Source organism: Actinomadura montaniterrae (genome assembly GCF_008923365.1).
In the GTDB taxonomy this organism is placed as follows: Bacteria; Actinomycetota; Actinomycetes; order Streptosporangiales; family Streptosporangiaceae; genus Spirillospora; species Spirillospora montaniterrae.
Genome location: NZ_WBMR01000065.1, coordinates 21,556 through 46,369 on the forward strand (window position 1 = coordinate 21,556; position 24,814 = coordinate 46,369).

24 protein-coding genes are annotated in these 24,814 nt (G+C 73.0%); 14 read left to right on the forward strand and 10 right to left on the reverse strand.

Going from position 1 to position 24,814, the window contains the following annotated elements:
- Positions 1-54: 54 nt before the first annotated feature.
- The 7 genes from F9B16_RS22385 (at position 55) to F9B16_RS22415 (ending at position 7,112) form a co-directional block, all read left to right on the forward strand.
- The gene (locus tag F9B16_RS22385) at positions 55-324 is read left to right on the forward strand and encodes a hypothetical protein (RefSeq protein WP_151542065.1); all 270 of its coding nucleotides are present in this window, start codon (positions 55-57) and stop codon (positions 322-324) included.
- A 136-nt stretch (positions 325-460) separates the two neighbouring features.
- Positions 461-877, forward strand: a complete 417-nt coding sequence (locus F9B16_RS22390) for a DUF4352 domain-containing protein (RefSeq protein WP_192808931.1) — start codon at positions 461-463, stop codon at positions 875-877.
- A gap of 432 nt (positions 878-1,309) precedes the next feature.
- Positions 1,310-2,017: a DUF4386 family protein gene (locus tag F9B16_RS22395; RefSeq protein ID WP_151542067.1), complete on the forward strand. Its 708-nt coding sequence runs from the start codon at positions 1,310-1,312 to the stop codon at positions 2,015-2,017.
- Between the two features lie 119 nt (positions 2,018-2,136).
- Positions 2,137-4,185, forward strand: coding sequence for a sensor histidine kinase (locus tag F9B16_RS22400; RefSeq protein ID WP_151542068.1), 2,049 nt, complete (start codon positions 2,137-2,139; stop codon positions 4,183-4,185).
- The gene (locus F9B16_RS22405) at positions 4,182-4,826 is read left to right on the forward strand and encodes a response regulator (RefSeq protein ID WP_151542069.1); all 645 of its coding nucleotides are present in this window, start codon (positions 4,182-4,184) and stop codon (positions 4,824-4,826) included. Before F9B16_RS22400 ends, F9B16_RS22405 begins: the two co-directional genes overlap by 4 nt.
- A gap of 307 nt (positions 4,827-5,133) precedes the next feature.
- On the forward strand, positions 5,134-5,670 hold the full coding sequence (locus tag F9B16_RS22410) for a hypothetical protein (RefSeq protein WP_151542070.1): 537 nt from the start codon (positions 5,134-5,136) through the stop codon (positions 5,668-5,670).
- A gap of 224 nt (positions 5,671-5,894) precedes the next feature.
- Positions 5,895-7,112 (forward strand): SMP-30/gluconolactonase/LRE family protein, encoded by a 1,218-nt coding sequence (locus tag F9B16_RS22415; protein ID WP_151542071.1) that lies wholly within the window; start codon positions 5,895-5,897, stop codon positions 7,110-7,112.
- A 148-nt stretch (positions 7,113-7,260) separates the two neighbouring features.
- Here F9B16_RS22415 and F9B16_RS53640 read toward each other — a convergent pair whose 3' ends face one another.
- Both F9B16_RS53640 and F9B16_RS51060 read right to left on the reverse strand, forming a co-directional pair.
- Positions 7,261-7,392 carry a hypothetical protein gene (locus tag F9B16_RS53640; RefSeq protein WP_264159759.1) on the reverse strand — a complete coding sequence of 44 codons (132 nt, stop codon included), beginning with the start codon at positions 7,390-7,392 and terminating at the stop codon, positions 7,261-7,263.
- The gene (locus F9B16_RS51060) at positions 7,376-9,586 is read right to left on the reverse strand and encodes a poly(ethylene terephthalate) hydrolase family protein (protein ID WP_449699098.1); all 2,211 of its coding nucleotides are present in this window, start codon (positions 9,584-9,586) and stop codon (positions 7,376-7,378) included. The genes F9B16_RS53640 and F9B16_RS51060 overlap by 17 nt, the downstream gene beginning before the upstream one ends.
- A 300-nt stretch (positions 9,587-9,886) precedes the next feature.
- Between F9B16_RS51060 and dapD the strand changes: the two genes are divergently transcribed.
- Positions 9,887-10,843 (forward strand): 2,3,4,5-tetrahydropyridine-2,6-dicarboxylate N-succinyltransferase, encoded by a 957-nt coding sequence (gene dapD / locus F9B16_RS22425; RefSeq protein WP_264159760.1) that lies wholly within the window; start codon positions 9,887-9,889, stop codon positions 10,841-10,843.
- Between the two features lie 79 nt (positions 10,844-10,922).
- Here dapD and F9B16_RS22430 read toward each other — a convergent pair whose 3' ends face one another.
- A complete protein-coding gene (locus tag F9B16_RS22430) occupies positions 10,923-11,351 on the reverse strand; it encodes an STAS domain-containing protein (RefSeq protein ID WP_151542074.1) in 429 nt (142 codons plus the stop codon).
- Positions 11,352-11,458: 107 nt separating this feature from the next.
- On the opposite strand from F9B16_RS22430, the gene F9B16_RS22435 reads away from it, so the two are divergent.
- Positions 11,459-11,785, forward strand: coding sequence for a helix-turn-helix transcriptional regulator (locus F9B16_RS22435; protein ID WP_225991851.1), 327 nt, complete (start codon positions 11,459-11,461; stop codon positions 11,783-11,785).
- Between the two features lie 65 nt (positions 11,786-11,850).
- On the opposite strand, the gene F9B16_RS22440 is transcribed toward F9B16_RS22435, so the two are convergent.
- Genes F9B16_RS22440 through F9B16_RS22465 form a run of 6 tightly spaced genes read right to left on the reverse strand, consistent with a single transcriptional unit; the run spans position 11,851 to position 18,758 of the window.
- A complete protein-coding gene (locus F9B16_RS22440) occupies positions 11,851-13,473 on the reverse strand; it encodes a CocE/NonD family hydrolase (protein WP_151542075.1) in 1,623 nt (540 codons plus the stop codon).
- A 30-nt stretch (positions 13,474-13,503) separates the two neighbouring features.
- The gene (locus tag F9B16_RS22445; protein WP_151542076.1) at positions 13,504-14,316 is read right to left on the reverse strand and encodes an ABC transporter ATP-binding protein; all 813 of its coding nucleotides are present in this window, start codon (positions 14,314-14,316) and stop codon (positions 13,504-13,506) included.
- A complete protein-coding gene (locus tag F9B16_RS22450; RefSeq protein ID WP_225991852.1) occupies positions 14,313-15,320 on the reverse strand; it encodes an ABC transporter ATP-binding protein in 1,008 nt (335 codons plus the stop codon). The genes F9B16_RS22445 and F9B16_RS22450 overlap by 4 nt, the downstream gene beginning before the upstream one ends.
- Positions 15,317-16,183: an ABC transporter permease gene (locus F9B16_RS22455; protein ID WP_151542077.1), complete on the reverse strand. Its 867-nt coding sequence runs from the start codon at positions 16,181-16,183 to the stop codon at positions 15,317-15,319. The genes F9B16_RS22450 and F9B16_RS22455 overlap by 4 nt, the downstream gene beginning before the upstream one ends.
- Positions 16,180-17,169, reverse strand: coding sequence for an ABC transporter permease (locus F9B16_RS22460; RefSeq protein ID WP_151542078.1), 990 nt, complete (start codon positions 17,167-17,169; stop codon positions 16,180-16,182). Before F9B16_RS22460 ends, F9B16_RS22455 begins: the two co-directional genes overlap by 4 nt.
- Positions 17,139-18,758 carry an ABC transporter substrate-binding protein gene (locus tag F9B16_RS22465; RefSeq protein ID WP_151542079.1) on the reverse strand — a complete coding sequence of 540 codons (1,620 nt, stop codon included), beginning with the start codon at positions 18,756-18,758 and terminating at the stop codon, positions 17,139-17,141. Before F9B16_RS22465 ends, F9B16_RS22460 begins: the two co-directional genes overlap by 31 nt.
- A 216-nt stretch (positions 18,759-18,974) precedes the next feature.
- On the opposite strand from F9B16_RS22465, the gene F9B16_RS22470 reads away from it, so the two are divergent.
- Positions 18,975-19,592: a TetR/AcrR family transcriptional regulator gene (locus F9B16_RS22470; protein ID WP_151542080.1), complete on the forward strand. Its 618-nt coding sequence runs from the start codon at positions 18,975-18,977 to the stop codon at positions 19,590-19,592.
- A 124-nt stretch (positions 19,593-19,716) separates the two neighbouring features.
- Here F9B16_RS22470 and F9B16_RS22475 read toward each other — a convergent pair whose 3' ends face one another.
- The gene (locus F9B16_RS22475) at positions 19,717-20,292 is read right to left on the reverse strand and encodes a TetR/AcrR family transcriptional regulator (protein ID WP_151542081.1); all 576 of its coding nucleotides are present in this window, start codon (positions 20,290-20,292) and stop codon (positions 19,717-19,719) included.
- A 128-nt stretch (positions 20,293-20,420) separates the two neighbouring features.
- On the opposite strand from F9B16_RS22475, the gene F9B16_RS22480 reads away from it, so the two are divergent.
- The 4 genes from F9B16_RS22480 to F9B16_RS22495 all read left to right on the forward strand — a co-directional run bounded on the left by F9B16_RS22480 (position 20,421) and on the right by F9B16_RS22495 (position 24,457).
- On the forward strand, positions 20,421-21,839 hold the full coding sequence (locus tag F9B16_RS22480) for an amidase (protein ID WP_151542082.1): 1,419 nt from the start codon (positions 20,421-20,423) through the stop codon (positions 21,837-21,839).
- Between the two features lie 81 nt (positions 21,840-21,920).
- Complete coding sequence (locus tag F9B16_RS22485) at positions 21,921-22,391, forward strand: Lrp/AsnC family transcriptional regulator (RefSeq protein WP_225991853.1); 471 nt, start codon at positions 21,921-21,923, stop codon at positions 22,389-22,391.
- Positions 22,392-22,468: 77 nt separating this feature from the next.
- A complete protein-coding gene (locus F9B16_RS22490; protein ID WP_151542083.1) occupies positions 22,469-23,881 on the forward strand; it encodes an NAD(P)/FAD-dependent oxidoreductase in 1,413 nt (470 codons plus the stop codon).
- A gap of 54 nt (positions 23,882-23,935) precedes the next feature.
- Positions 23,936-24,457 carry a hypothetical protein gene (locus F9B16_RS22495; RefSeq protein WP_151542084.1) on the forward strand — a complete coding sequence of 174 codons (522 nt, stop codon included), beginning with the start codon at positions 23,936-23,938 and terminating at the stop codon, positions 24,455-24,457.
- The last annotated feature ends 357 nt before the right edge of the window (positions 24,458-24,814 follow it).

Below are 24,814 nucleotides of genomic sequence, written 5' to 3' on the forward strand. Positions count from 1 at the left end.
TTGCATTTGCCCACCCCGGTTGTGCCCTGAGACTAGGCGCATGTAGGGGGAGACATGACGAAGACGAAGGAACGGGAGCGGGCGGAGGTCGAGCCTCCCAAACGCCGGCACCGCGTATTCCCCTGGGTCTTCCTGGGGGTGCAGATCATATTCCTGGTCTGGATCATCACGGGAGCGAACTCCGGTGGCGACTGCCCAGCTGGGCAGCAGAACGCCTGCGACGCCGGGACGACGATCGGAGTAGGGCTCATAATCGGTCTCTGGGTCGCCGTGGACATCATTCTCGCGCTGACGTACCTCATGTTCCGCGTCTTCCGGAAGTAGCGGCCCGCCAGAACCGGACGCAGATGCACCGCGCCGTGCATCGTCTGGATTCTTTCTGCGGTGAAGGCGGCTCTGAAAGGAGAGCACATTGAGGAAGTCAGCCCTACTTCTCGGAATACTGACCATTCTGGCCCTGGTGTTCGCATCGGCGTGGACGTCCCAGGCCGCCCCCGCACAGGCGCAGCCGCACGGCGCGGCGGGCGCGGTCGTGGTCAAGCCCGGGCCGGTCAAGCTGGACGCCAAGCGGGCCCAGGCTCAAGACAGCGTCCTCAACACCGGCACTCCGCTCAGCTGCGTCCGGGTCACGGTGACCAACCAGTCCGGGGACGACGTCGACGTCAACCCGCTGTACTTCTCGATCACCGACACCGGCAACACGAAGCACGACCCCGGCTCGGCCCTCGGTGAATACGACGGAGAGATCGCCGCGACGACGCTCGCCCCGCACGAGAACGTCAAGGGCCTAGTCTGCGCCGAGGGGCACTTCCAGCCCAAGGTGGTCGCCATGACCGACGCGCTGTTCTCCGAGATAGCCCGCGCCAACGTCCACTGAGCTCATTCCATCCTCATCGGTCCTGGTGGCGGAGAGAGTAGCGATCGCGCCGCCCGCTCCCACATACCCCTTGTCGGCGTAGCAGGCGATCGCCCGCGGCGTGGCACCCCACAGTCGGTCGGTGGCCAGGTCGGCGAGCAGCTCGATCACCTCGGTGACGGAGCGGTGCGCGGTCGCGGGCCGAGCGAGACAGATCGAGGGCAGCGCGACTGAACAGCATCGGAGCTCCTGGTAGGTCGAGATCGTCGCAGATCTCGACCTACCAGGAGCTTTCTCGTCGTCGACCGGCGTCCGGTACGAGCCCGGTCCGTGTACTGCGGCACCCCCGGCGTGCCGGGCTTCTTCCCTGAGCGCCGGGACCGGCGGCTCTGTGTCCCGGGACGTGTCCGCGTCCACTCTTCGGGTGACCGTCCACCATGAAAGGAACGGGTCATGGACATCAGGACACTCGCGCGGTACGGGGCCGCCGGCACGCTGGTGATCGCACCGGCGGTATTGCTCGCCGCCGGATTCGTCAACCCGGTCGGCGACACCGACGGCCAGAGCGTGGCGGACCAGGTGGCGAAGGTCGTCGCCCACCAGGGCGCGATGCGGGCGGCGCTCGCGCTGGACGTGCTGACCCTGCTGGTCGTGCCGGCGATGCTCGCCGTCGCTCGGCTGGCGCGGCGGGGCGCGCCGCGGCTGGCGCTGGCCGGCGGCTGGATCGCCGGCGCGGGGTGGTTGGCGGGCGTGGTCGGGCTCCTGCCACTGGACGCCGTGCTGTACGAGGCGGCGCGCAACCCCGGGCCGGGGACGGCGGCGCTCGTCGACGCGATCGAGGGCGACGCACTGATCGGCGTCTTCACCCTGGTCTTCGTGCTCGGCCACATCGTCGGCGGCGTGCTGCTCGGCGCCGCGCTGTGGCGGTCCCGCGCCGTCCCCCGGTCCGCGGGGCTGCTCGTCGGGATCACTCCGCTGATCCACCTGGCGTCGCACATCGTCGGCTCGCCCGCCGTGGACGACGTGGCGAGCGTGACGATGCTGGCCGGGTTCGTGATCTGCGCGGCCGCCATCGTCCGGCTGGCCGACGGGGACTGGGACGCGGCGCCGGCCGACCCGGCCGGGCGGCCGCTGGCCGAGCCCGCCACCGCACGGCCGTGACCACCGGGACCGCTGGGACCTCCGGCCGGCCGCAGCCGGCCGGAGGGCGCCGTCGCCCGCGGGGGCGGCGACGGACGCCCCTCTGGCGACCCGGCCCGCCATGGCCGACAATCGCTGCCATGAGCCGCCCGCTGCGGGTCACCGCGGACGCCGCCGTCGTCCTGGCCGCCGCCTCCGCAGTCCTCGCGGTGCTGCTGGCGGCCCGTACCCCGGACGCGCTGCCGGTGCTGTTCGCGGTGACCGCGGTGGTCTGCCTGCCCGTGGCGCCGGTCGGCGCGGCGGTGGTCCGCTCCCGACCGCGCAACGCGGTGAGCTGGATCCTCCTGGCGGCCGGCGTGTGCCTGCCGCTGAACATGGCGTTGCAGATCGCCGTCGCCGCCGCCTACGACCACGGGGACGGCGCCATCCCCGCCCCGGCCTTGCTGGCCACGGTGAACACGTTCGCGGCGCTGGCGGGCGTCCCGCTGGCGGCCACCTTCGGCCTGCTGCTGTTCCCGGACGGGCGGCTCGGCGGCCCGTCCCGGCGGCGACGGGTCCTAGCCGCGGCGTGCGGCACCGAGCTCGCCGCGATCGCCTGCTGGGCGCTGTTCTCACCGACGATGATCGACTACCCGGACCAGGACAACCCGACCGGGCTCCCCGGCGCGGCGGGGCAGGCCGCCGAGGGCGGGGTGCTCGCCATCCTGCTGCTCGGCCCGGTCGCTCTCGCCACCTCCACCGCCCTGATGCGCCGCGCCCGGCGGGCCCCGGATCCGGCGGGCCGGGCGCTGCGGCTGGTGGCGGGCGCCGGCTACGCCATCGCGGCGTCGCAACTGGTCTGCGTGGCCGTGGGGATGAGCGGTGGTGACACGGTGGTGGTCAGCGCGCTGGAGAACACCGCCGCGCTGGTCCTCGGCGCCGCCGCCTGGGTCGGGATCGTCCGGTACGGCCTGTTCGACCTGCGCCGGGTGATGCATCGCGCCCTGATCTACGGGCTGCTCACCGCCGGGGTCGTCGCCGTCTACCTCGTCCTGGCCACCGCCCTCGGCGCGCTGGCCGGCGGGCGGCTCCCCGGCGCGCTCGCCACCGCCGGCGCGGCGCTGACCGTCCTGCCCCTGCGCGACCTGCTGCAACGCCGCGCCAGCCAGCTCGTGTACGGGCTGCGCGACGAACCCGCCGCGGTCGTCGGGCGACTGGGCGACCGGCTGCACGCCGCCGCCGAACCCGCCGACGTCCTGCCGGCCGCCGCCCGCACCATCGCCGAGGTCCTGCGCCTGCCCTACGTCGCGATCGAAGTGGAGGGCGTCGCTGTCGGCGCGCACGGGGTGACGGGCAGCGGGCACCGTGAGTCGCTGCCGCTGCCGCTGCCGCTCGCCGAACCGGGCGGCGACGCTCCGGTCGGCGCAGCCGGGAAGGCGGCCGCCGGCCGGAGCGGGGAGGCGGTGGGGATGCTGGTGCTGGAGACCCGCGACCCGGCCGAACGGTTCGGCACGGCCGAGCGGGAGTTGCTCGGACAGCTCGCCCGGCAGGTCGCGGTCACGGTGCGCGCGCTGTCACTCGCCGCCGAGCTGCGCACCTCGCGTGAACGGCTCGTCGGCGCCCGCGAGGAGGAGCGGCGGCGGCTCCGCCACGACCTGCACGACGGGCTCGGCGCGTCCCTCACCGGGATCGCGCTCGGCATCGACACCGCCTGCCGGTCCCTCCCGGCCGGCACTGCGACCGGCCTGCTGGCCCGGCTGCGCGCCGAGACCGAGAACGTCATCGCCGAGATCCGCCGGATCGTCTACGACCTGCGGCCCGCCGTGCTGGACGAGCTGGGCCTCACCGAGGCCGTCCGGTCGCACGCCGCGCAGCTCGGCGGCGTCTCGGTCCTGGTACCCGCCGCGCTGCCCGCGCTGCCCGCGGCCGTCGAGGTCGCCGCCTACCGGATCGCGGTGGAAGCGCTGACCAACGCCTCCCGGCACGCCCCCGGCGCGCGCGTCGAGGTGGAGGTGGCGTTCCGGCCGCCCGGCCTGGAGGTGGTGGTCCGCGACGACGGCGGCGGGCTGCCCGACGGCTTCCGGGCCGGCGTCGGCATCACCTCGATGCGGCGCCGAGCCACCGAGCTCGGCGGCACCTGCACGGTGACGCGCCGCGACCCGACCGGCACCATCGTGCACGCCGTGCTGCCGCTCGCGGAGCCGGCATGATCCGCGTCGTGGTCGCCGACGACCACCCGCTCGTGCTCGAGGGTCTGCGCTCCCTCATCGAGGACACCGCCGGCACCGAGCTCGCGGGCCAGGCCACGACCGGTGACGAGGCCGTCGCGGTGACCCTGGAGCAGCGCCCCGACGTCGTCGTCATGGACCTGCGGATGCCCGGCGCCGACGGTGTGCAGGCCACGCGGCGGATCCTTCGGGAAGCACCGGGCACCGCGATCCTCATCCTCACGATGGTCGACGAGGACGCCTCCCTGTTCGCCGCCCTGCGCGCCGGAGCACGCGGCTACGTGCTCAAGGGCTCGGGCCCCAAGGAGATCCTGCGCGCCATCCGGGTCGTCGCCGACGGCGAGGCCATCTTCGGCTCCGCCATCGCCGGCCGGATGGCGCACTTCTTCGCCGCCCCGTCCCCGCCGTCCGCCTTCCCCGACCTGACACCCCGCGAACTGGAGATCCTCACCCTCATGGCAGCGGGCACTGGCAACAACGCCATAGCCCGCCGACTCACGCTGTCGGAGAAGACCGTCCGCAACAACGTCTCCAACATCTTTACCAAACTGCGCGTCACCGACCGCGCCGCAGCCGTCGCCAAAGCCCGCGACGCCGGTCTGGGCAACCCGCCGCCGCCCTGACCCGAGCCAAGCGCCGGGGGAGCAGCGTAGGGGTGGCGGGTCGCTCGTGGATTCATTCGTGCAGGTCAAGTGAAGCGGCAGGTTTTCACTGGAATTCGTCCAACGACTCCTGTACCGCGCGAGACGTTTACACGGTGGCGGACATTGACCCGAAGCGGTCAATTGTCGGGAGGCGCGAGTGCGCCTACCAGGCATGAATACAGATGATCACTCTACCGCTTCTTCTCGGCGGTTACCAGGATCGAGCACGGGTAAGGCAGGCACCCTCTTCACGTGAGACGCAATCACGAAAAGGAGGAATGCGTCCATGAAAAGGACTGCCTTTCAGCTGTCCGCCATCGCGATCGCGCTGGTGACGGCCCTGGCGCTCGCCATCGCACCGGCCTCGGCCCGCCAGCAGGCGGCACCGGCGCCGCTCGACCGCATCCCCGTCACCGGGACCGCTGACGACGGGTCGACGTTCACCGGGACGCTGGTCCCGACGGCCTTCACGTCCGAGGGCCGACAGCTCAACCTGAACGGGACGCTCAGCGGGACGCTGCGTAACGCGTCCGGTGCCACCACCGGCACGGTCGACGCGACCCCGGTGTCCGTGCCGGTCGCGCTGCCCGCCGCGACGTGCCCGATCCTGCACCTGACGCTCGGCCCGCTGGACCTCAACCTGCTCGGCCTGAAGGTGCACCTCGACCGGGTCGTCCTGGACATCACCGCGATCTCCGGCCCGGGCAACCTGCTCGGCAACCTGCTGTGCGCGATCGCCGGCCTGCTCAACGGCGTCGGCGACATCGCCGGGCTCCCCGCGCTGATCGCGCAGCTGAACGCCCTGCTCGGCCTGACCGGCTAGCCCTTCCCGCCCCGAAGACGGCCACGGGCCCCCACGCGCAGGCCGGGGGCTCGTGGCCCGCTCCCTTCCGGTGCCGCGAGATCGGCCGGTAGGATGCCGCCGCTTTCGTCACTTCCGCGCCGCCCGGCCGGGAAGGCGAACGATGCGGCGGGAGGCCGGTCATTCAGATTCCCATCCTGACGCGCCGCCGATGGATTCTCGCGACGCTCGTCCCGGTCATCGTCGTGGCGGCCGTCGTCGTCGGTTTCGCGGTCCGCGGCTCCTCCGATAGCGCGTCGGTCGAATTCGTGCTGGGAGCGGGCACCGCTGACAGCGGCAGCGGGCCCCAGCGAAAAGTGTCCGGGGAACTGCAGAGCATGACCACCGACCAGCGCGGGAACATCGCCCTGTTCACCCGCGACTCGCAGGGTTACGAGCTCTGGACGGCCGATCCCGGCGGAGCAGTCAAGCGGGTGCGCGTCCCGGCCCTGGACCGTTTCGGCGCCGGCGCGTTGAGCCAGGCGGTTCAGGCGGCCGCCGCGCCGGACGGCAGTCTCTATCTGGCCCTCGACGGAGAGGGCCTGTGGAAGGTCACCCGGGACGGGCAGGCGACCAGGGTCGTCGCGACGGCGCGCGAGCTCCCCCTTAAGGACAGGACGCCCCCAGAGCGCGTCCCTCCTTTGTCGGTGAACGGAGTGGCGGTCGCCGACGACGGGACCGTGTTCTACAGCGACCATCAGAACCAGCGCAATTCGCTCCTCGTCCACCGCCTGCGTTCAGGCCAGACGACCCGAATCGCGGGCACTCCGCTGCGCTCCACGCAACAAGTCCCGAAGCGGGATCCGAATCTCCTCGACCCCAAGACCGGCGCCCCCGCCGAAGACACATACATTCCCGAGGACGGGAACGCGCCGCTGGCGTGGAACGCCGGAAACCTGTACATGCACACCGGTCGCGGCATCCTGAGAATCGCCACTGCGACAGAACGGATCTATCCCGTCGTCGCGGCCCGCGACACGGCCTCCCTCAAGCGTCCGGACTCGCCCTTCAAGCCGTTCGGCAAGGCGATCAACGGATATGTCGACGCCCCGGGCACCGGTGACGCAAGGCACGCGTCGAGCATCACCGTGAACCGGGCCACCGGCGACCTCTATTACGGCGCCGGCGACCCCCGGCCCGGCAACGGCACGAACGGGATCTCCGCGAAATTCCGGTGGAGCGGCGACCTCACCAAGTCCGAGCGCGACTTCCGCGACTCGCTGCGCAACGCTCAGGAGACCATCTACCAAGTCGGCAGGAACGGCGACCTGTCCGCCGTCACCGCCGGAGCCGAAGCGCTCTCCACCGCGAACGGCTACCTGTACCTCGCCGCCGACACCTGCCCGTCCACCGAGACCAAGTGCAGCACCGCGAACTCCCAGTCGGCCGTCCTGCGAATCCACCTCCCCGCGAAGACCAGCTGACGACGGCTACGACCCCACGCGTTCAAGAGGTCGGCCTCGCGCGGGTGTCGTGGTCAGGGGGTGCCGCGGGCGCGAGGCGGCCGGGGCCGTGCGAGGTGAGGAGCGCATCCGACGCTCGGTCACGGCACGGCCCCGGCGCGCGCGAGGGTCAGGCCGCGTCGTCGTCGGTGACGACGAGGCGGGCGAAACCGTCGCCGATCTCGGCGTTCTCGGGTGCGGACGCGACCACCTGATAGGACTGGGCGGCCGCCGCGACGGCCGTGTCACCGGCCAGCGGCACCTCGAAGGACGCCGACGTCGCCCCCGCGGGGACGACGACCCGCCGCGCGACCTGCGCGATGACGGGCGCCGCGCCGCTGGTGATCGACTGGACGTTCACCGTCACCGGCACGGTGCTCTTCCGCGACAGTGCGAGCGTCATCGTCGCGGTGCCCGGGCCGTCGCCCTCGGGGACGGTCAGGTCCCGCACCGACACCTGCGCGCAGCGCCGACGCGTCGGCCTTGCCGGTGCCGGCGCTGGTGAAGGCCAGGTCGGCGAGGTACACGCCGCCGGTGCCGCTCGCCGCGGAGAGGCGGACGGAGGCGACCGAGGACAGCTTGACGCCCTTCAGCGCGGACAGCGGGATCCGCACCGTCCGCAACCAGGTCTTGGGCAGCGGCGAGACGGTGCCGGGGAACGGGGTGAGCGCGTCGCTCACGTCCGACAGCCGGACGCTCGCGCTGCCGCCCTTGTCGTCCGCGACGGTGACGGTCAGGTCCGCCGCGGTGGTGGACTCGTCCAGCGCGGCGCGGAACGTCAGCGCGTCGTACCGCTTGACGTTCGCGGACTTGGCGGGGACGGCGGCCGTGACGTTCCCGGTCGGGTCCGTCCAGGTGAAGTGCAGGACCGGGGTGGCCGGCACGTTGGGCGCGTAGGTCGCCGGTGTCCACGAGGGCGCCTGCGAGGTGGTGAGCCGGGTCGCGCAGGACGGCAGGCCGCTCTGGATGGAGCGATCCAACATGCTCGCGCAGATCGCGCCGGCGGCCGCGCCGCCCACGGTGACCGAGCCCGGCAGCGTCGTGAACGCGGCGACGTCGGAACGTTCCTTCGCCGGAGCCTGGGCGACGGTGTGCACGACCGCGCGGCCCGCCGAGGCGGCCGTGCCGCCGCTGCCGTCGAACAGCGGGAGGAACGCGTCCTCGCCGCCCTGGACGAGCCGGAAGAACCCGGCGATGTAGGCCGTGCCGACCTTGTACTGCTCGGCGGCCGACAGCCGGGTGGGCGCGGTGTTCCCGCAGACCGGGTCGGCGTTGTTGGACCAGTCGTCGCCCGCCGGGAAATGCGCCGTCCCCGGCGTCCACTCGGTGTTGAAGAAGTTGTGGTCGGCGCCCATGACCAGCTGGGCGGCGCGGAACGAGCGGTCGCCGGCGTCGGCGTACAGCGTGTCGTCGTAGAAGTGCTGTCCCTGCTGGTTGGAGACGTCGCCGTCGCAGTACGGCAGCAGCACCGCCATCGGGACGTTCGGCAGCGTCGCCCGCGCGAAGTCGGTGGGCGCGAGCGGCAGTACCGCCTTGATGCCGTAGGGGTGGTCGCGGCCGTCGTTGAGCAGGGCGGCCTTGACCACGCCCTCACCGCCGCGCGAGTGCCCCATCAGCCCGATGTCGTTCATGTCGAGCCGGTCGTCGAAGATCGCGCCGAGCGGGCCCTTGCCCTTGGTGCCCTGGGCGAGCAGGTCCAGGTGGCGCATCACGAGCTCGCCGCGGGCGAGCGCGCCGCGATCGTCGCTGTAGGGATTGTCGGCCGCGTTGACGCCGTTCGCGCTGATCGACACGACGGTGTACCCGTGGCTGGCCAGGACCTTCGCGGGCTCCTGGTACCCCTTGTAGCTGTCGATCGGCTTCTGCCCGGCGGGGCAGGGCCACTGGGAGTTCGACGTCGTCCAGGCGACCGGGTCGTAGCAGGCCGAGTGGCGTCCGTGCAGGAACAGCACGAGCGGCCCTTTGCCCCGCTTGTCCGGCAGGTACGCCTCCGCGCGGATCTCGGCCTTGCGGCCGCCGAGGCCGGACAGCTCCATCGCGGTGTCACCGAGGTCGTAGCCGGTCACTTTGACGCTGTACGGGCCCGGATCGGCCGGGTCGACCGGAAGCTTCCCGCCCTTGACGGACGGAGCCGGCGCCGGTGCGGCCTTGGCCGACTTCGGCGCCGCGGCCGACGGCACCTCGCCGTTCCAGGCGACCTCGACCGACGACGGGTCGGCGGCCTCGGGGGCGGCGGTGACGAGGGTCAGGGTCCTGCCGTCGGGGGACTCCTGCGCCGGGCCGAGCGACTTCCCGTCCACGGCCAGTTCGGGGACGGCGTCGCGGACGGGCAGCGGCGCGTCCAGCCGGAGGGTCAGGCGATGCCCGCCCTGGACGGACTCGACCGTCCAGGGCGGGGGGTTCGGTGCGGCGTTCGCCGGGGAGACGGACAGGACGGCCGCCGCGAGGGCCGTCATCGCCACGGCCGCTCGCCGGCCGCGTCTGTGCACGCGCATGCAGTGCCTTTCGAGGACAGACCCCGAAACATCGTGCAACGGGTGCGTTACACGACGTCAGAAGGGGTTTGTGAGGTTTGCCCTCGCATGGGACCGCAGCCACCGGCGCGATCGCGTTACGCGATCATTGCCGCCCCGTTAACCTCGCGATCACCCGGCCGGGGACCTCCACCGGACGGCCGGCGGCCCGGCCGGGGTCGCCCGCGATGCCGCCGGCGCGGCGGGGCCGTTACCGTGTTCGGCATGGTCGGAACGGGATTTGTGACAGACGGAGCGGTCGGCGACGGGATCGCCACGGTCGCGGACGACGGGACGGTGCTCGACACCTGGTTCCCCGAGCCGCGGCTCGCCGGGGACACCGGCAAGGGGACGCGGCGGCTGGACGCCGCCGAGGCGCGCAAGGTGTTCGGCGAGGACGTCGCGGTCGGGCCGGACGCGGCGCGGCGGGTCGAGACCGTCGCGGTCCGGACGGAGATCGGCAGCCTCGCCGACCCGCCGGTGGACGCGCACGACGTGTACCTGCGGCTGCACCTGCTGTCGGCGCGGCTCGTCACGCCGCACCGGGTGAACCTGGAGGGGATCTTCGGCCTGCTCGCGACGGTGGTGTGGACGAGCGCCGGGCCGTGCGCGGTGGACGGCTTCGAGCGGGTCCGGACGGCGCTGCGGGCGCGGGGCCAGGTCACGGTGGACGGGGTCGACAAGTTCCCGCGGATGACCGACTACGTGGTGCCGTCCGGGGTGCGGATCGCCGACGCGTCGCGGGTGCGGCTGGGCGCGCACCTGGCGGCGGGCACCACGGTGATGCACGAGGGGTTCGTGAACTTCAACGCGGGGACGCTCGGCGCGTCCATGATCGAGGGCCGGGTGTCGGCGGGCGTGGTCGTCGGCGCGGACTCCGACGTGGGCGGCGGCGCGTCGATCATGGGGACGCTGTCGGGCGGCGGCAAGCAGGTCATCTCGGTCGGGGAGCGCTGCCTGCTGGGCGCGAACTCCGGCATCGGCATCTCGCTGGGCGACGACTGCGTCGTGGAGGCGGGCCTGTACGTGACGGCGGGCACCAAGGTGGCCCTGCCGGACGGGAGTTCGGTGAAGGCGGCGGAGCTGTCCGGCCGTTCCGGGCTGCTGCTGCGCCGCAACTCCGGCACGGGCGCCGTGGAGGCGCTGCCCCGGAAGGGCGGGACGATCGCCCTCAACACCGACCTGCACACCAACAACTGAAGGCACACCAGCAACTGAAGGCCGCGTGCGGGCTCCCCCCTCTGGAGCCCGCACGCCGCCCGCGGTCGCCGGCGCGGGCTCAGCGGGTGCCGCTCGGCCCCTGCGCGCCGAACGCGGCGGGGACGTCGTCCAGCCGCGGCACGGTGATCCGGCGCAGGTACCGGTTGAGCGCGGGGTGGACGGCGCCGCCCGGCGGGGCGACGAGCCGCAGGGCGCCGCCGGCGGCGCGGACCGTGAAGCGGGTCTTGGTGAGCAGGCCGGTGCCGTGCTGGTCGATCGCGTCGACCTCGGTGAGGTCGAGCACCAGCTTCAGGGGGCGCGCGGAGAGCACGGCCGTGGTCAGGATCCGCGCCTCGGCGGTCACGGCGGTGTCGGCGACCAGCCGTCCGCGCATTGTCAGTATCGTCGTGCCCTCGCGGGTGGCGGTCTCGACGGCGAGGGCGGGGCGGCCGGCCTCACCGGCCCCCGTGTCCGGTGTGACCTGCGACGTGGCGGGCTGCGCGAGCATGGCGGAGCACCCTCCTCACGGGACGACGACCTCGACGGCTGACAGAGCTTACGCCAAAGATGTTACCGGAAAAATAATTCGGCAAAGGTTCGTCGTATCATGGCGGAGTGGCCGGCACCATGGAGACCGCGGAAGCACGGCGGAGCAGGAAGCCGTGGACGTTCCTGACCAACCACGCCCGCGTCCTGATCTGCATCGCCCGGGACCCCGAGCTGCGCGTCCGGGACGTCGCGGACCGGATCGGGATCACCGAGCGGGCGGCGCAGCTGATCATCACGGATCTGGAGGAGGCGGGGTACCTCGTCCGGACCCGCGTCGGCCGCCGCAACACCTACACGATCAACGCCGACCGGCCGTTCCGGCATCCGGCCGAGGCCGGCCACGACGTCCAGGACCTCATCGAGGTGTTCCTCGGCGAGGGCTCGTACGCCTGACCGGCCCGGCCGTCACGTTCGCCTGACCGGCCCGGCCGTCACCCGCGGGCGGGGCCGACGCGCGGTCACCCGCGGGCGGGGCCGACGCGCAGCCGCGACGGGCCGGGGCCGCCGAGCGTGAGGCGGCGGGTCACCGGGCCGCCGGGCGGGGACGTCCACGGGTCGGCGCCGGCGGGGGCCTCCGGGACGTATTCGGGGAAGTCGCCGCTCATGACGTCGAGGGCGAGGCGGTGGCCGGCGCGGAGCCGGTAGGCGATGTGCTGGAGGTCGAGGACGGCGGCGGCGCGCGGCGCGTCGAGGCGCAGCTGGCCCTTGGCGATGAGGAACGCGGCGCCGCCGGGCCCGGTGTCGAGCAGGCGGGCGTGGACGTGCGCGCCGGCCGGTGCGTCGAGGTTCAGCGTCACCGTCACGGCGCCCATGAGGTCGGTGTCCTCGGCGCAGGCGGGGCCGGTGAAGCGGAGCACGTCTTCGCGGTCGCCGACGGCGCTCAGATCGGACCGGTCGAAAAGGGCGGCGAAAGGGTTCGCGCCCTGGGACGGGACCGGATCGGACGGGTCGTGCGTCCATGCGAGGGTGCTCGCCTCGGACGGCGGTTCGACCGCGAGCCCTTCCGGCGCCAGGAAGTACTCGAATTCGGGGGCCTCGCGCGGTGGCCAGGTCTCGCTTTCCCGCCATTCGCCGTGGCAGATCTCGTAGGCGACGCGGGGCACTTCGTCGGCGGAGCCGTTGAGGACGGCGTCGAAGAACTCGATCGCGGGGTCGAGGTAGCCGGGCAGCATCCGCCGCAGCGCGCCGGCGTCGGCGGCGTGGTCGTCGGACGGGGCGACGGGCGCGTCGCGGAGGCGGTAGTTCTCGTGGTCGATGGCCTCCAGCCGCAGCCGCAGGTGGGAGGCCCATCCGGGGTCGCGCGACAGCGCCCGGACGTCATGCCAGGACCAGATGGCGCAGTTGTCGAACCAGCCGATCGTGTAGAGCGCGGGAACCGGACGGCTCTCGACCAGCGCCTTCACGGGCGGCGGGACGAACCGGGACTCGCCGGAGAACTCCGCGTCGAAGTTCGCGGAGCGCTTCCCGATCCGGTCGAAGAAGTCGTCGAAGGGCGCGCGGAGCGGGCGGCGCGTCCAGTCGGGCTCCCATTCGTAGCGGCCGGCGTCCACGTAGTGGGTGGCGAAGTACATTTTCCGGCTGGTCTGCTCGACGTCGCGGGTGCCGTCGCCGTAATCCAGGACGGTGGACAGCTGCGAACCGGTGACGCGCGGCGCGATCGCCCGGAGGGCGGGATGGCCGCCGATGGCGCCGGCGATCGCGGTGAAGCCGTAATAGGAATCGCCCCACATGACGACATCGCCATTGCACCAGGGCTGTTCCGTGACCCATTGAACGGTGTCGTAGCCGTCGTCGACCTCGTGGACGGCGAACTCGGTGGCGCCCTCGGACCGGTACTTGCCCCGGACGTCCTGCACGACGGCGGTGTAGCCGCGCGCCGCGAAGTAGCGGCCGATCAGCGGCATGAAGCAGTAGGCGCCGTCCTTGTCGTACGGGAGCCGGATCAGGACGGCCGGCCCCGGCGACGGGGACGCGGCGCGGTAGACGTCGGCGGCCAGCCGGACGCCGTCCCGCATCGGGACCATGGCCTGGTCGGCGTCGGCGGGCACGGCGGCGGGGCCGACCCGTTCGATGTTCAGCACGTGTTCTCCGGAAGGGGGTGAGGGGGCGCCTCAGCTGGACGGGTCGAGGGCGCGGCGGTCGCGGGCCACGCGGTCGAGGTCCCAGCCGGGCACGGGAATCGAGTCGAGCAGGAGGCGGGTGTAGGGGTGCCGCGGTTCGCGCAGGATCCGCTCGGTGTCGCCGCGCTCGACGATGCGGCCGTGCCGCATCACGACGGCCGTGTCGGTGATGTGCCGGACGACGGCGAGGTCGTGGGACACGAAGACGTAGGCGATGCCGGTGTCGCGGCGCAGCCCGTCCAGCAGCGTGAGGATCTGCGCCTGGATGGACACGTCGAGCGCGGCGACCGCCTCGTCCAGGACGAGGACGCGCGGCCGGATGCCGAGCGCGCGGGCGATCGCGGCGCGCTGCCGCTGCCCGCCGGACAGGTCGCGGGGCAGCGACGCGCCGGCGCGCTCGCTGAGCCCGACCTGGTCGAGCAGCTCGGCGACGCGGGCCCGCCGGTCCGCGGCGGTGCCGGGCAGGTGCAGCCGCATCGGCTCGGCGATGGACGCGGCGATGCTCTGCCGCGGGTCGAACGACCCGTACGGATCCTGGAAGATCATCTGGAGGAGGCGGGCGCGGCGGAGCCGGGCGCGCCGGGACCGCCCGGTGACGGGCTCGCCGTCGAGCAGCACGGTCCCGGACGTCGGCGCGTCGAGGCCGGCGAGGATCCGCGCGGTGGTCGTCTTGCCGGAGCCGGACTCGCCGACGATCCCGAGGGACGCGCCGGGCATCAGCTCGAAGCCGACGCCGTCCACGGCGGTGACGTCGCCGAACCTCTTGACCAGCGACGACACGGCCAGAACGGGCTCGGACGTCATCGCGTCACCTCCTCGGGGCGGACGCACGCGACGGCGGACGTCCCGTGCGCGCGGACGGCGGGCACGGCGACGGCGCAGTCGTCGTCGGCGAGCGGGCAGCGGTCGCGGAACGCGCACCCGGACGGCGCCTCGGCGAGCGAGCGGGGCCGCCCCCGGATCGCCCGGATCTCGGTCCGGTCGCCGTGCACGGACGGGCTCGCCTCCAGCAGCGCCTTCGTGTACGGGTGCGCGGGCGCGGAGAACAGCGCGGTGCCGGCGGCCTCCTCGACGATCCGTCCCGCGTACATGACGTAGACGCGGTCGCAGATCGCGGCGGCGAGGTCGAGGTCGTGGGTGACGAACAGCATCCCGGTGCCGCGGGTGCGCTGCATCCCCTTGAGCAGCCCGATGACCTCGGCCTGCGTGGTGACGTCGAGCGCGGTCGTGGGCTCGTCGGCGAGCAGCAGCTCCGGCCCGGTGGACAGCGCGCCGGCGATGACGACGCGCTGCAGCATGCCGCCGGAGAACTCGTGCGGGTGGCGCCGCAGCGCGCCGCGCGGGTCCCGGATGCCGACCTGTTCCAGCAGGTCGAGCGCCGTGGCGGCGGCCTCGCGCGACGGCACGCCGCGGGCCCGCAGCCCCTCGGTGAGGTAGTCGCCGACGCGGCGCACCGGGTTGATCGCGGCGCGCGGGTCCTGGAAGATCATCGACGCCCGGGTGCGGCGCAGGTCGCGCAGCGCGGCGCGGCCGGCGGCGAGCACGTCGACGCCGCCGACGGTCACCGACCCGGTGGCGCGCGCGCCGCGCGGGAACATGCCGAGCGCGGAGCGGGCCGTCAGCGACTTCCCGGACCCCGACTCGCCGACCAGGCCGACCGTCTCGCCGCGCCCGACCCGGACGGTGACGCCGTCCAGCAGCGGCACCGCGTCCTCCCCCGAGCCGATGGCGAGGCCGAGCCCGGCGATGCCGAGCGCGTCCGCGCGAGTCGCGGTGTCCGCCGCCGTCTTCTTGTCCTGCACGGTCACGTCCCCTCCCCTCTCCTCGCGATGGACCCGCCGATGTGCTCGCCCAGCACGTTCACGCTGACGACGGTGAGCAGCACGGCGAGGCCGGGGATCAGCCCGCTCCACGGCGAGCCCTGCAGGATCGCGCTCTGCGCCTGGCTGATCATCGAGCCCCAGTCGGCGGCGGGCGGGCGGACGCCGAGCCCGAGGTAGGACAGCGACGCGAGGTCGACCATCGCGTAGCCGAACGACAGCGCGCTCTGGGCGAGCAGCACCGGCGTCATGTTCGGCAGCAGGTGCCGGACGGTCGTCCACAGCTCGCCGAAGCCCATGGCGCGGTAGCTCTCCATGTACGGGCGGGCGCCCTCCTGCAGCGCGACGCTCCGGACGACGCGTCCGAGGAACGGCGTGTAGCTGACGGCCAGCGCGCAGATCGGGGCGGTCAGCCCGGGCCCGAACACCGCGACGACCAGCATCGCGAGCAGCAGGCTCGGGAACGAGAACACGATGTCCATGGCGCGGGACAGGACGGCGTCCACCCAGCCGCCGGCGCGGGCGGCGAGCAGCCCGGCCGCGGTGCCGAGGATCCCGGACAGCAGCACCACGCCGAGCGGCGCGAGCAGCGACAGCCGCGCCCCGTACATCAGCCGGGACAGCACGTCGCGTCCGGTGGAGTCGGTGCCGAGCAGGTGCCCGGCGGTGCCGGGCGGCGCCAGCGAGTCCAGCAGGCTCGTGGCGTTCGGGGAGTGCGGTGCGAGCAGCGGGGCGAGCGCGCCGGTGACGGCGGCGACCAGCAGGAACGCGACCGCGAGCGTGACGCCGAGCGGGCGGCGGCGCCGCCGTCTCGCGGCGCGCGCCCGCAGCGCGGGGATCGTCAGGGTCATCGGCGCGGCCCCCTCGCGGCGACGCGCGGGTCGATGAACGGCAGCGCCAGGTCGACCAGCGTGTTCACGGCGACGAACAGCAGCACCCCGAGCAGCGAGACGCCCTGCACGACCGGGAAGTCCCGCCGCGACACCGACGTGACGAGCAGCGACCCGACGCCGTCCAGGCCGAACGCGGTCTCGATGACGGCGGTGCCGACGAACAGGCTCGCGACCAGCACCCCGATGACGGTGAGCAGCGGCCCGAGCGCGTTGCGGACGACGTGCCGGCGGATCAGCGGGGCGCCGTCCACGCCGCGGCTGCGCGCCGCGGCCACGTGCTCGCGGCCGAGCTCGTCGGCGAACGCGGCGTTCCCGACGCGGGCGAGGACGCCGAACGCGGCGATCGCCATCGCGACGGCGGGCAGCGTCAGGTGCCAGAGCCGGTCGGTGAGGCCGGTGCCCGCGCCGGTGGACGGGAACCAGCCGAGCCCGACCGCGAACACCGACAGCAGGACGATCGCCGCGACGAACGGCGGCGTCGCCGTGGTCAGGGACGCGGCGATGGTCGCGATCCGGTCGGTGAGGCCGCCCTTGACCGCCGACACCAGCGCCACGCCCGTCCCGACGGCGATCGCGAGCACCGCCGAGTACGCGATGAGCAGGCCGGACACGCCGAGCCGGCTCCCGATCAGCGACGTCACGCTGGTCTGGTAGGTGAGCGATCGGCCGAGGTCCAGGTGGACGGCGTCGCCGATCCACGCGAGGTATCCCTGCGCGAACCCCTTGTCGAGCCCGTAGGCGTGCCGGAGGGCGTCGATCTGGTCGGGGGTGAGGCGGCGCCCGGACGTCACCGCCAGCACCGGGTCGCCGGGGACGAGCCGCAGCGCCCCGTAGATGAGGACCGACGCGACCAGGACCGTCAGGGCCGCGCCGAGCGCGCGCTTCCCGATCCAGGGCGCGAGCGCGCGGGCGGTCATCCCTTGCCGCCGAGCGTCGTCGCCCACGGCACGTACAGGTAGTTCTGCCGCGGGACGAGGCCGGTCAGGCCCGCCTTGTAGTAGACGTTGACGTACTGCGTCGCGATCGGGATGTTCACCAGGTCGTGCGCCATGATCGCCTGCGCCTTCGTGACCTCGCGGGCGCGCGCCGACGGGTCGGCGGTCGCGATCGCGGTCCGGATCGCGGTGTCGTACTCCTTGTTGCTGTATCCGGCGAAGTTGTAGAAGTTGCCGGTCGTGAAGAACTGGTAGTACGTCAGCGGCTCGGGGAAGTCGAGGTAGCCGCTCGACAGGAACAGGTCGACGCCCGCGCGGGCCTGCGGCGAGGCGAACATCGCGCCGTACTGCTCGGCGGTCAGCGGCTTCAGCTGGACGTGCATCCCGGCCTGCGAGGCGGCGTCGGCGATCGCCGTGGCGGTCCGCGACTCCTCGTCGATCGCCGTCGTGTACGCCAGCACGATCTTCTGCTTGGCCTTCGCGGACCCGGCGACGAGCTTCTTCGCCTTCTCCAGGTCCTGCGCGGGCTGCGGCAGCGCGTCGTAGGCCTGCTGGTAGACGTCCTTGCCGTAGCCCCACGCCGCCGGCGGGACCAGCGCCCGCAGCGGCTGCGCCGCGCCCTGGTAGACCGACTTGATGATGCCCTTGTAGTCGATCAGCGCCTGCACGGCCTGCCGCGTCGCCGGGTCCGACAGCGCGCCCTTCTGGTTCAGGACGGACAGGAACGTCGGCGACAGGCTCTGCCCGAACAGCAGGTTCCCCTTGTCCTTCAGCCGGACGTGCGCGGCGCGCGGGACGCTGAACTGGCCGTCCACGTCGCCGCTGTCGAGCGCGGCCGTCTGCGCGGACGGGTCGGTGATGAAGGTGAACTTGAGGTTCTTCACCTTCGGCTTCACCTGCGTGTTCCACCACGCGTCGTTGCGGGTGAGCGTGATGTTCTGGCCCTGCGTCCAGCTCGCGAGCTTGTAGGGGCCGGTACACATCACGCCGTGTCCGGCCGTCCCGAACGACCTGCCGGCGGACTCCGCGAACGCCTTCTCCACGACGTCGAACGCGGGCGTGGCGAAGAAGTTCGGGACGAGGACGTCCGGCTGCTTCAGCTTGATCGTGACCTCGTGGGCGCCGGTCGGCTCGATGCTCCGCAGCCGCTCCGCCCAGCCGATCCAGGACGAGCCGAGCTTCGGGTCGAGGATCCGCTTGACGCTGTAGACGACGTCGTCGGGCGTGACGGGCTTGCCGTCCCAGAACGTCACGCCCTCGCGCAGGTGGATCACGTAGGTGAGGTCGTCGGGATGGTCGACGGACGTGGCGAGGGCCGGCACCCGCTCGTAGTTCGGGCCGAAGCTGAACAGCCCCTCGCACATGTTCGCGAGCGGCGTGCTGACGGACTCGATCGCGGACTGCGCCGGGTCGAGCGTCGGCGGCTCGCCGGGCGGCAGGTTCCAGGTGACGGTGTCGACGTCCTTGACCGGGGCCGGGACGGACGTGGTGAGGGACGGGGCGGCCGCCGCCGCGGACCCGCCGCCGTCCGCGCACGCGGCGAGGGTGCAGGAACCGGCGAGGATCGCGGTGATCGCGGCCAGGCGTGAACGTGACATGGGGTGGACCCTTCGGATGGTGGACGGGCCGGGACCGGGGAGGGAGGGGAATCGCAGCGTGGTTCGTTCGGAGTTGATTGTCAATACCGCAAAACAAAACGGCGGAAGGTCAGGCCGAGGATGCCCGTGGTCTCGTTATGAAGGATCAGGGCGCTATCCTGAAGCGCGCATTATCCTTCCGTTCAGCAGAACTATCGAAGGCGAAAAGGAGGGCCGTTGGGACGGCCGAGCCTCGCCGCCGAGCGGCGCGAGCAGATCCTGCGGGCCGCCGCCCGGTCAGTCGCCCGGCACGGCCTGGCGGGTAGCACGCAGGAGCGGATCGCCGCGGCGGCCGGGATGAGCCGCTCGCACGTCCGGCACTACGTGGGCAACCGCGACGAGCTCATCGACGCCCTGTGGGACCACGTCATCACCCCGTACTTCGCCTCGATGCGGGACGCGCTGAACGACCGGGAACCGGCCGCGCGGCTGCCCGCGCTGGTGGACTACCTGTTCGGCCCGCAGATGGCGCGCAACGAGGACGACCTCGTCATCGAGGCGCTCATCAGCGGCGCGATGCACGACGTCCGGCTCCGCGGCCGGATCTACGAGAGCTACGCCCGGCTCGAACGCGAGATCGCCGGGACGATCCGCGACGCCGTCCCGGGCTGCGGCCAGGCGGAGAGCCTGCAGCTCGCCTACGCGCTGATCTGCATGGCGTTCGGGCACTCCACCCTCGCGCCGCTGCCGTTTCCCGCGACCCGCCAGGCCGGCATGAAGGCCCTGGCCGCGCAGCTCCTCGCCGCCCTGGAGGCCGGGCACCGCGCCCCGCCACCGCCGACGGCGGCCGGCTGAGCGGGAGGCCGGGCGCGCGTACTCGCGGGAGACTGGGCGGGCGTTCTCGCGGGAGGCTGGGCGGGCGCCCCCGTGGCCCGCCGCGCCGTGCGCGTTCACCTCCAGGTCCATGCGCGGCTCCCCGTCAGGGCCCGGTGGTCAGCAGCGTGACGAGCCGGTCGACCAGCGGGGTCATCCGCTCGCTGTTCCAGCGCTCGGGCGCCTCCAGGCTGGAGACGTAGAAGCCGCGGAACACCAGGTGCAGGACGTCGGCGGCGAACGCGGCGTCGTCCGCGCCCGCGTCGCGCGCGGCGTCGACGAGCCCGTCCAGGTTGTGGCGCGCGTCGTCGCGGATGAGCTGGAGCGCGTCCGACCCGCGGCCGCTGCGGCCGAGGATCTCCAGGAACAGCCGGCGGAGCACCTCGTCGTTGCCGGTGGTCGAGCACGCCCAGCGGGCCAGGACCGCCAGCCGCCCGGGTGCGGGGGTGCCTTCGAGGGCCTGGTCCAGCTCGGCGTCCCAGTCCCGCATGGCGTGCTCTATCGCGTTGCGCAGCAGCGCCTCCCGGGTGGGCAGGTAGTTGGTGACGAGGGTCGTCGAGCCGCCGATCCGCTTGGCGACGGCCCTGATGGACACGCCGTCGAGACCGTCCGCCGCCACGATGTCCAGGGTGGCGTCGGCGATGGTCGCGAGGCGCTGGTCGATATCGATCTCCACCGGCATGCCCGCAGGGTAACGCCGCGGGATGCGTCGTACAACACCGTTGTACATCAGCGTTGCATGACGTACGCTCCTCGCCATCGCCGGTGCGCTCCGGCCCCACGACCTCCCGACGAGCCCGAGGAGCAGGCATGGAACTGTGGCAGTTGCCGGTGACCGAGGTCGCCGCGCTGATCCGCGAGCAGCGGGTCTCGGCCGTCGAGGTGGCGGAGTCCTGCCTGGCCAGGGTCGAGGCGGTGAACCCCGAGCTGAACGCGCTCGCCGACGTCCGCCCCGAGGAGACCCTCGCCGAGGCGCGCCGCGCGGACGCCGCCGTCGCCGCCGGCGCGGAGCTCGGCCCGCTGCACGGCGTCCCCGCCTCCACCAAGATCAACACGCCGCAGCGCGGCGCCCTGATGAGCCACGGCGTCGCCGCCATGGCCGGGATGCGGGCGACGCACGACGACGCGTCCGTCGCCGCGCTCCGCGCCGCCGGCGCCGTCTTCCTCGGCCGCAGCAACGCGCCCGCGTTCTCCGTCCGCTGGTTCACCGAGAACGAGCCGCACGGCCGCACCCTCAACCCGTGGAGCGCCGGGCACACCCCGGGCGGCTCCAGTGGCGGCGCCGCCAGCTCCCTCGCCGCCGGGATGACGCCGCTCGCGCAGGGCAACGACATCGGCGGCTCGATCCGCTTCCCCGCCGGCTGCTGCGGCGTCGTCGGCGTCCGCCCGACCGTCGGGCTGATCTCCAACTGGATCGCCCCCGAGGACACCGGCCCCGAACCGCCCCTCACCGTCCAGGCGTGGGCCGTGCAGGGACCGATGGCCCGCACCGTCGCCGACGCGCGGCTGGCCCTGCACGCCATGGCGGGCGCCGACCTGCGCGACCCGTTCGGCGTCCCCGCCCTGCCCGCCGCCGCTCCCCCGGCCGGCCCGATCCGCGTCGGGGTCGTCCGCGACGTCGGCATCGCCAAGCCGCACCCGTCCGTCGACGCGGCGGTGAGCGAGGCGGCGCGGTGGCTCGCGGACGCCGGCTACGAGGTCGAGGAGATCGAGCTGCCGCTGCTCGCCGAGGCCGCGCGGCTCTGGTCGCTGCTGCTGTTCGAGGACCTGCGCCCCGGGCTGCCCGGCATGCTGGAGATGGCCGACGAGCCCCTCCGCGTCCACATGCGGTACGCGTTCGAGCACGCCGCCGGGCTGTGGGGCGAGGAACCCGGCCTCACCGCCTACGTCACCGGCTGGGCCCGCCGCGCCACGCTGATCACCCGGCTCCAGGAGCTGCTCGGCACCGGCATGCTCCTGCTCACCCCGGTCTCCGCCGAACCGCCCTTCGAGCAGGACGCCGACATCCTCGACCCGGAGCGAGGCCGGAGCATCGTCGACGCGCAGTGGCCGATGACCGCCCTGCCCGTCCTCGGGTTCCCCGGCGTGTCGGTGCCCGCTTCGGTCGCGGACGGGCTGCCGATCGGCGTCCAGCTCATCGGCGGCCGGTTCACCGAGGACCTCGTCCTCGACGCGGCGCAGGCGATCGAGGACCGGGCGCCCCGCATCGTCCCGCCCGCCTTCTCCTGATCCGTCCCAGTCCGGGCGATGACGTCCCGCATTGCGGTGATCGGTGCGCCGCCCGCGCGGCGGCCTGCGATGATGCGGGCCATGAGCAGGAAGAGCACCGCCGGGCCGGACCTCGACGACATCTCGTGGCAGATCATCGAGCAGCTGCAGGAGGACGGCCGGCGCTCCTACGGGGCGATCGCCAAGGTGGTCGGCCTGTCGGAGGCGGCCGTCCGGCAGCGGGTGCAGCGGCTGACCGAGGCCGGCGTCGTCCAGATCGTCGCGGTCACCGACCCGCTGCTGGTCGGCGGGCACCGGCAGGCCATGGTCGGGGTGCGGGTCTCCGGACCCCTCGAACCGGTCGCGTCCGCGCTGTCGGACATGCCGGAGACGATCTACGTGGTGCTCTGCGCGGGCGGCTTCGACATCCTCTGCGAGATCGTCTGCGACGACGACGCGCACCTCGCCGAGGTGCTGGCGTCCCGCATCCGCTCCATCCCCGGCGTCGCGGGCACCGAGACGTTCGTCTACCTCCAGCTCCGCAAGGAGAGCTACCGCTGGGGCACGCACTGACCACTAAATCAGTAGCCGCTCCAGGTTGCCGCAACTCGATTAGTGAAATCTGCGCCGCAAGCCGCTAAATTAGTGGCATGTCGCAGGCCACCGCCGCTGATCCCGCACGCGCGCTCGTCCACGCCGAACCCGTCCCCTTCTGGCTCGACGACCCCGCGCGCCCCGCGGCCTTCCCCGCCCTCGCCGGCGACGAGCACGCCGATCTCGCCGTCGTCGGCGGCGGCTACTGCGGCCTCTGGACCGCCCTGCTCGCCAAGGAACGCGACCCCGGCCGCGACGTCGTCCTCGTCGAGGCCCGCGAGGCCGGCTGGGCCGCGTCCGGACGCAACGGCGGGTTCTGCTCGTCCAGCCTCACCCACGGCTTCGGCAACGGCCTCGCCCGCTGGCCCGCCGAGCTCGCCGAACTCGAACGGCTTGGCCTGCGCAACCTCGACGAGATCGAGGACACCCTCCGCCGGCACGGCATCGACTGCGACTGGGAGCGCACCGGCGAGCTCAACGTCGCCACCCGCCCCCACCAGGTCCGCGAACTGCGCGAGGAGGCCGAGGCCATGCGCCGCCACGGCCTGTCCCCCGAGTTCCTCGACACCGCCCAGGTCAGGGCCGAGGTCGACTCCCCCACCTACCTCGCCGGACTCCTCGACCGCGACCGCACCGCCCTCGTCAACCCGGCCCGGCTCGCCTGGGGACTGCGCGACGCCTGCGTCCGGCTCGGCGTCCGCATCTACGAACGCACCCCCGCCACGTCCCTCGCCCCGCACGGCGCGGGCATGGTCGTCACCACCGCCTACGGCCGCGTCGTCGCCCGCCGCGTCGCCCTCGCCACCAACGCGTTCCCCTCCCTCGTCCACCGGGTCCGCCCGTACGTCGTCCCCGTCTACGACTACGCGATGGTCACCGAACCGCTGACGGACGCGCAGCTCGCCACCGTCGGCTGGCGCAACCGGCACGGCATGGCCGACTCGGGCAGCCAGTTCCACTACTACCGGCTCACCGCCGACAACCGGATCCTCTGGGGCGGCTACGACGCCGTCTACCACTACGGGTCCCGCGTCTCGGCGGACCTCGACCAGCGCCCCGACACCTTCCGCGTCCTCGCCGGCAACTTCTTCCGCACGTTCCCGCAGCTCGAAGGCGTCCGGTTCACGCACACCTGGGGCGGCGTCATCGACACCTGCACCCGGTTCTCCGCGTTCTTCGGCACCGCCGCGCAGGGCCGCGCCGCCTACGCGCTCGGCTTCACCGGCCTCGGCGTCGGCGCCACCCGCTTCGCCGCCCAGGTCATCCTCGACCGCCTCGACGGCCTCGACACCCCGCGCACCCGCCTCGCCATGGTCCGCACCAAGCCCGTCCCGTTCCCGCCCGAACCGCTGCGCTGGCTCGGCATCGAACTGACCCGCCGTTCCATGGCCGCCGCCGACCGCAACGGCGGCCGCCGCAACCTGTGGCTCCGCACCATGGACACCCTCGGCCTGGGCTTCGACAGCTAACGCACCCCGCCGCCCCGCTTGTAGGCTTCCCGGGGCGAGTAGCGAGGAGAGCCCATGGCCCTGCGTCGCCGCGGACGCCTCGCTCTCGGGGCGGCAGGCGCCGTCCTCCTGATCGCGAGCGCGATCACCGTCCGGCTCGTCCTCACATGGGACCCGAGGGGACCAGACGTGAAGGACCCGCGCGCCTGCCCCGGCAGCAATGTCTCCCTCTCCGAGGTGACCGGGCACTTCGGGCTCGTCATCCCCCCGGACGCGACCGACGTCCGTTTCTCCTCGGACCTGCATCCCTTCTTCGGCGAGTACAGCCTCCGGCTGTCCTTCCGGACCACCGCGTCTGGCCTCCGCCTGTTCCTCGACCGCTCCGGCCTGTCGACGTCCAGCACGGAAGACGACGCGGACACGGACCCGGCACCGCTGGACGGGCCGAGCTGCGGCTTCGGGTCGGCGTCCTTCCACGACCCCCGCTACTACGCCGGAGAGCGCCCAGCCGAAGGCGGCCCGACCCAGCGCCAGGCCGCAGTGGACCGCAGCGACGCCGCCCAGCCCCGAGTCGTGGTATCCGCCATGGACCTATAGCACGACCACCTTCCCTGGGGCGCATGCTGATGCCCATGCCCTCGATGGGTGGGGAGGGTGCGGGAGTGCGGAGGGACGCGGAGGGTGCGGGAGGGCGGCGGGCGCGGGAGGGCGGAGGGCGCGGGCAATCGGCACGGTCTGGCGGCCATTTCGTCTTGCGCGCCAAAGTCTTTGTAGCCAGCTCCCGTGTCGAGCATCTAAATGGGTGTTCGAGAGACCGCAGAAAAGGGTGTTCGGGTGGTGGGGTGGCGCTTGCGTACGGGGCCGCCCCTCCAAAGTCAAGGGCGCCTTCGGCGTCGCTTCGCGATGGACTTCGTCCACCCTTGACTTTGGAGCCTCTGCGGCCCCTGGGCAGGT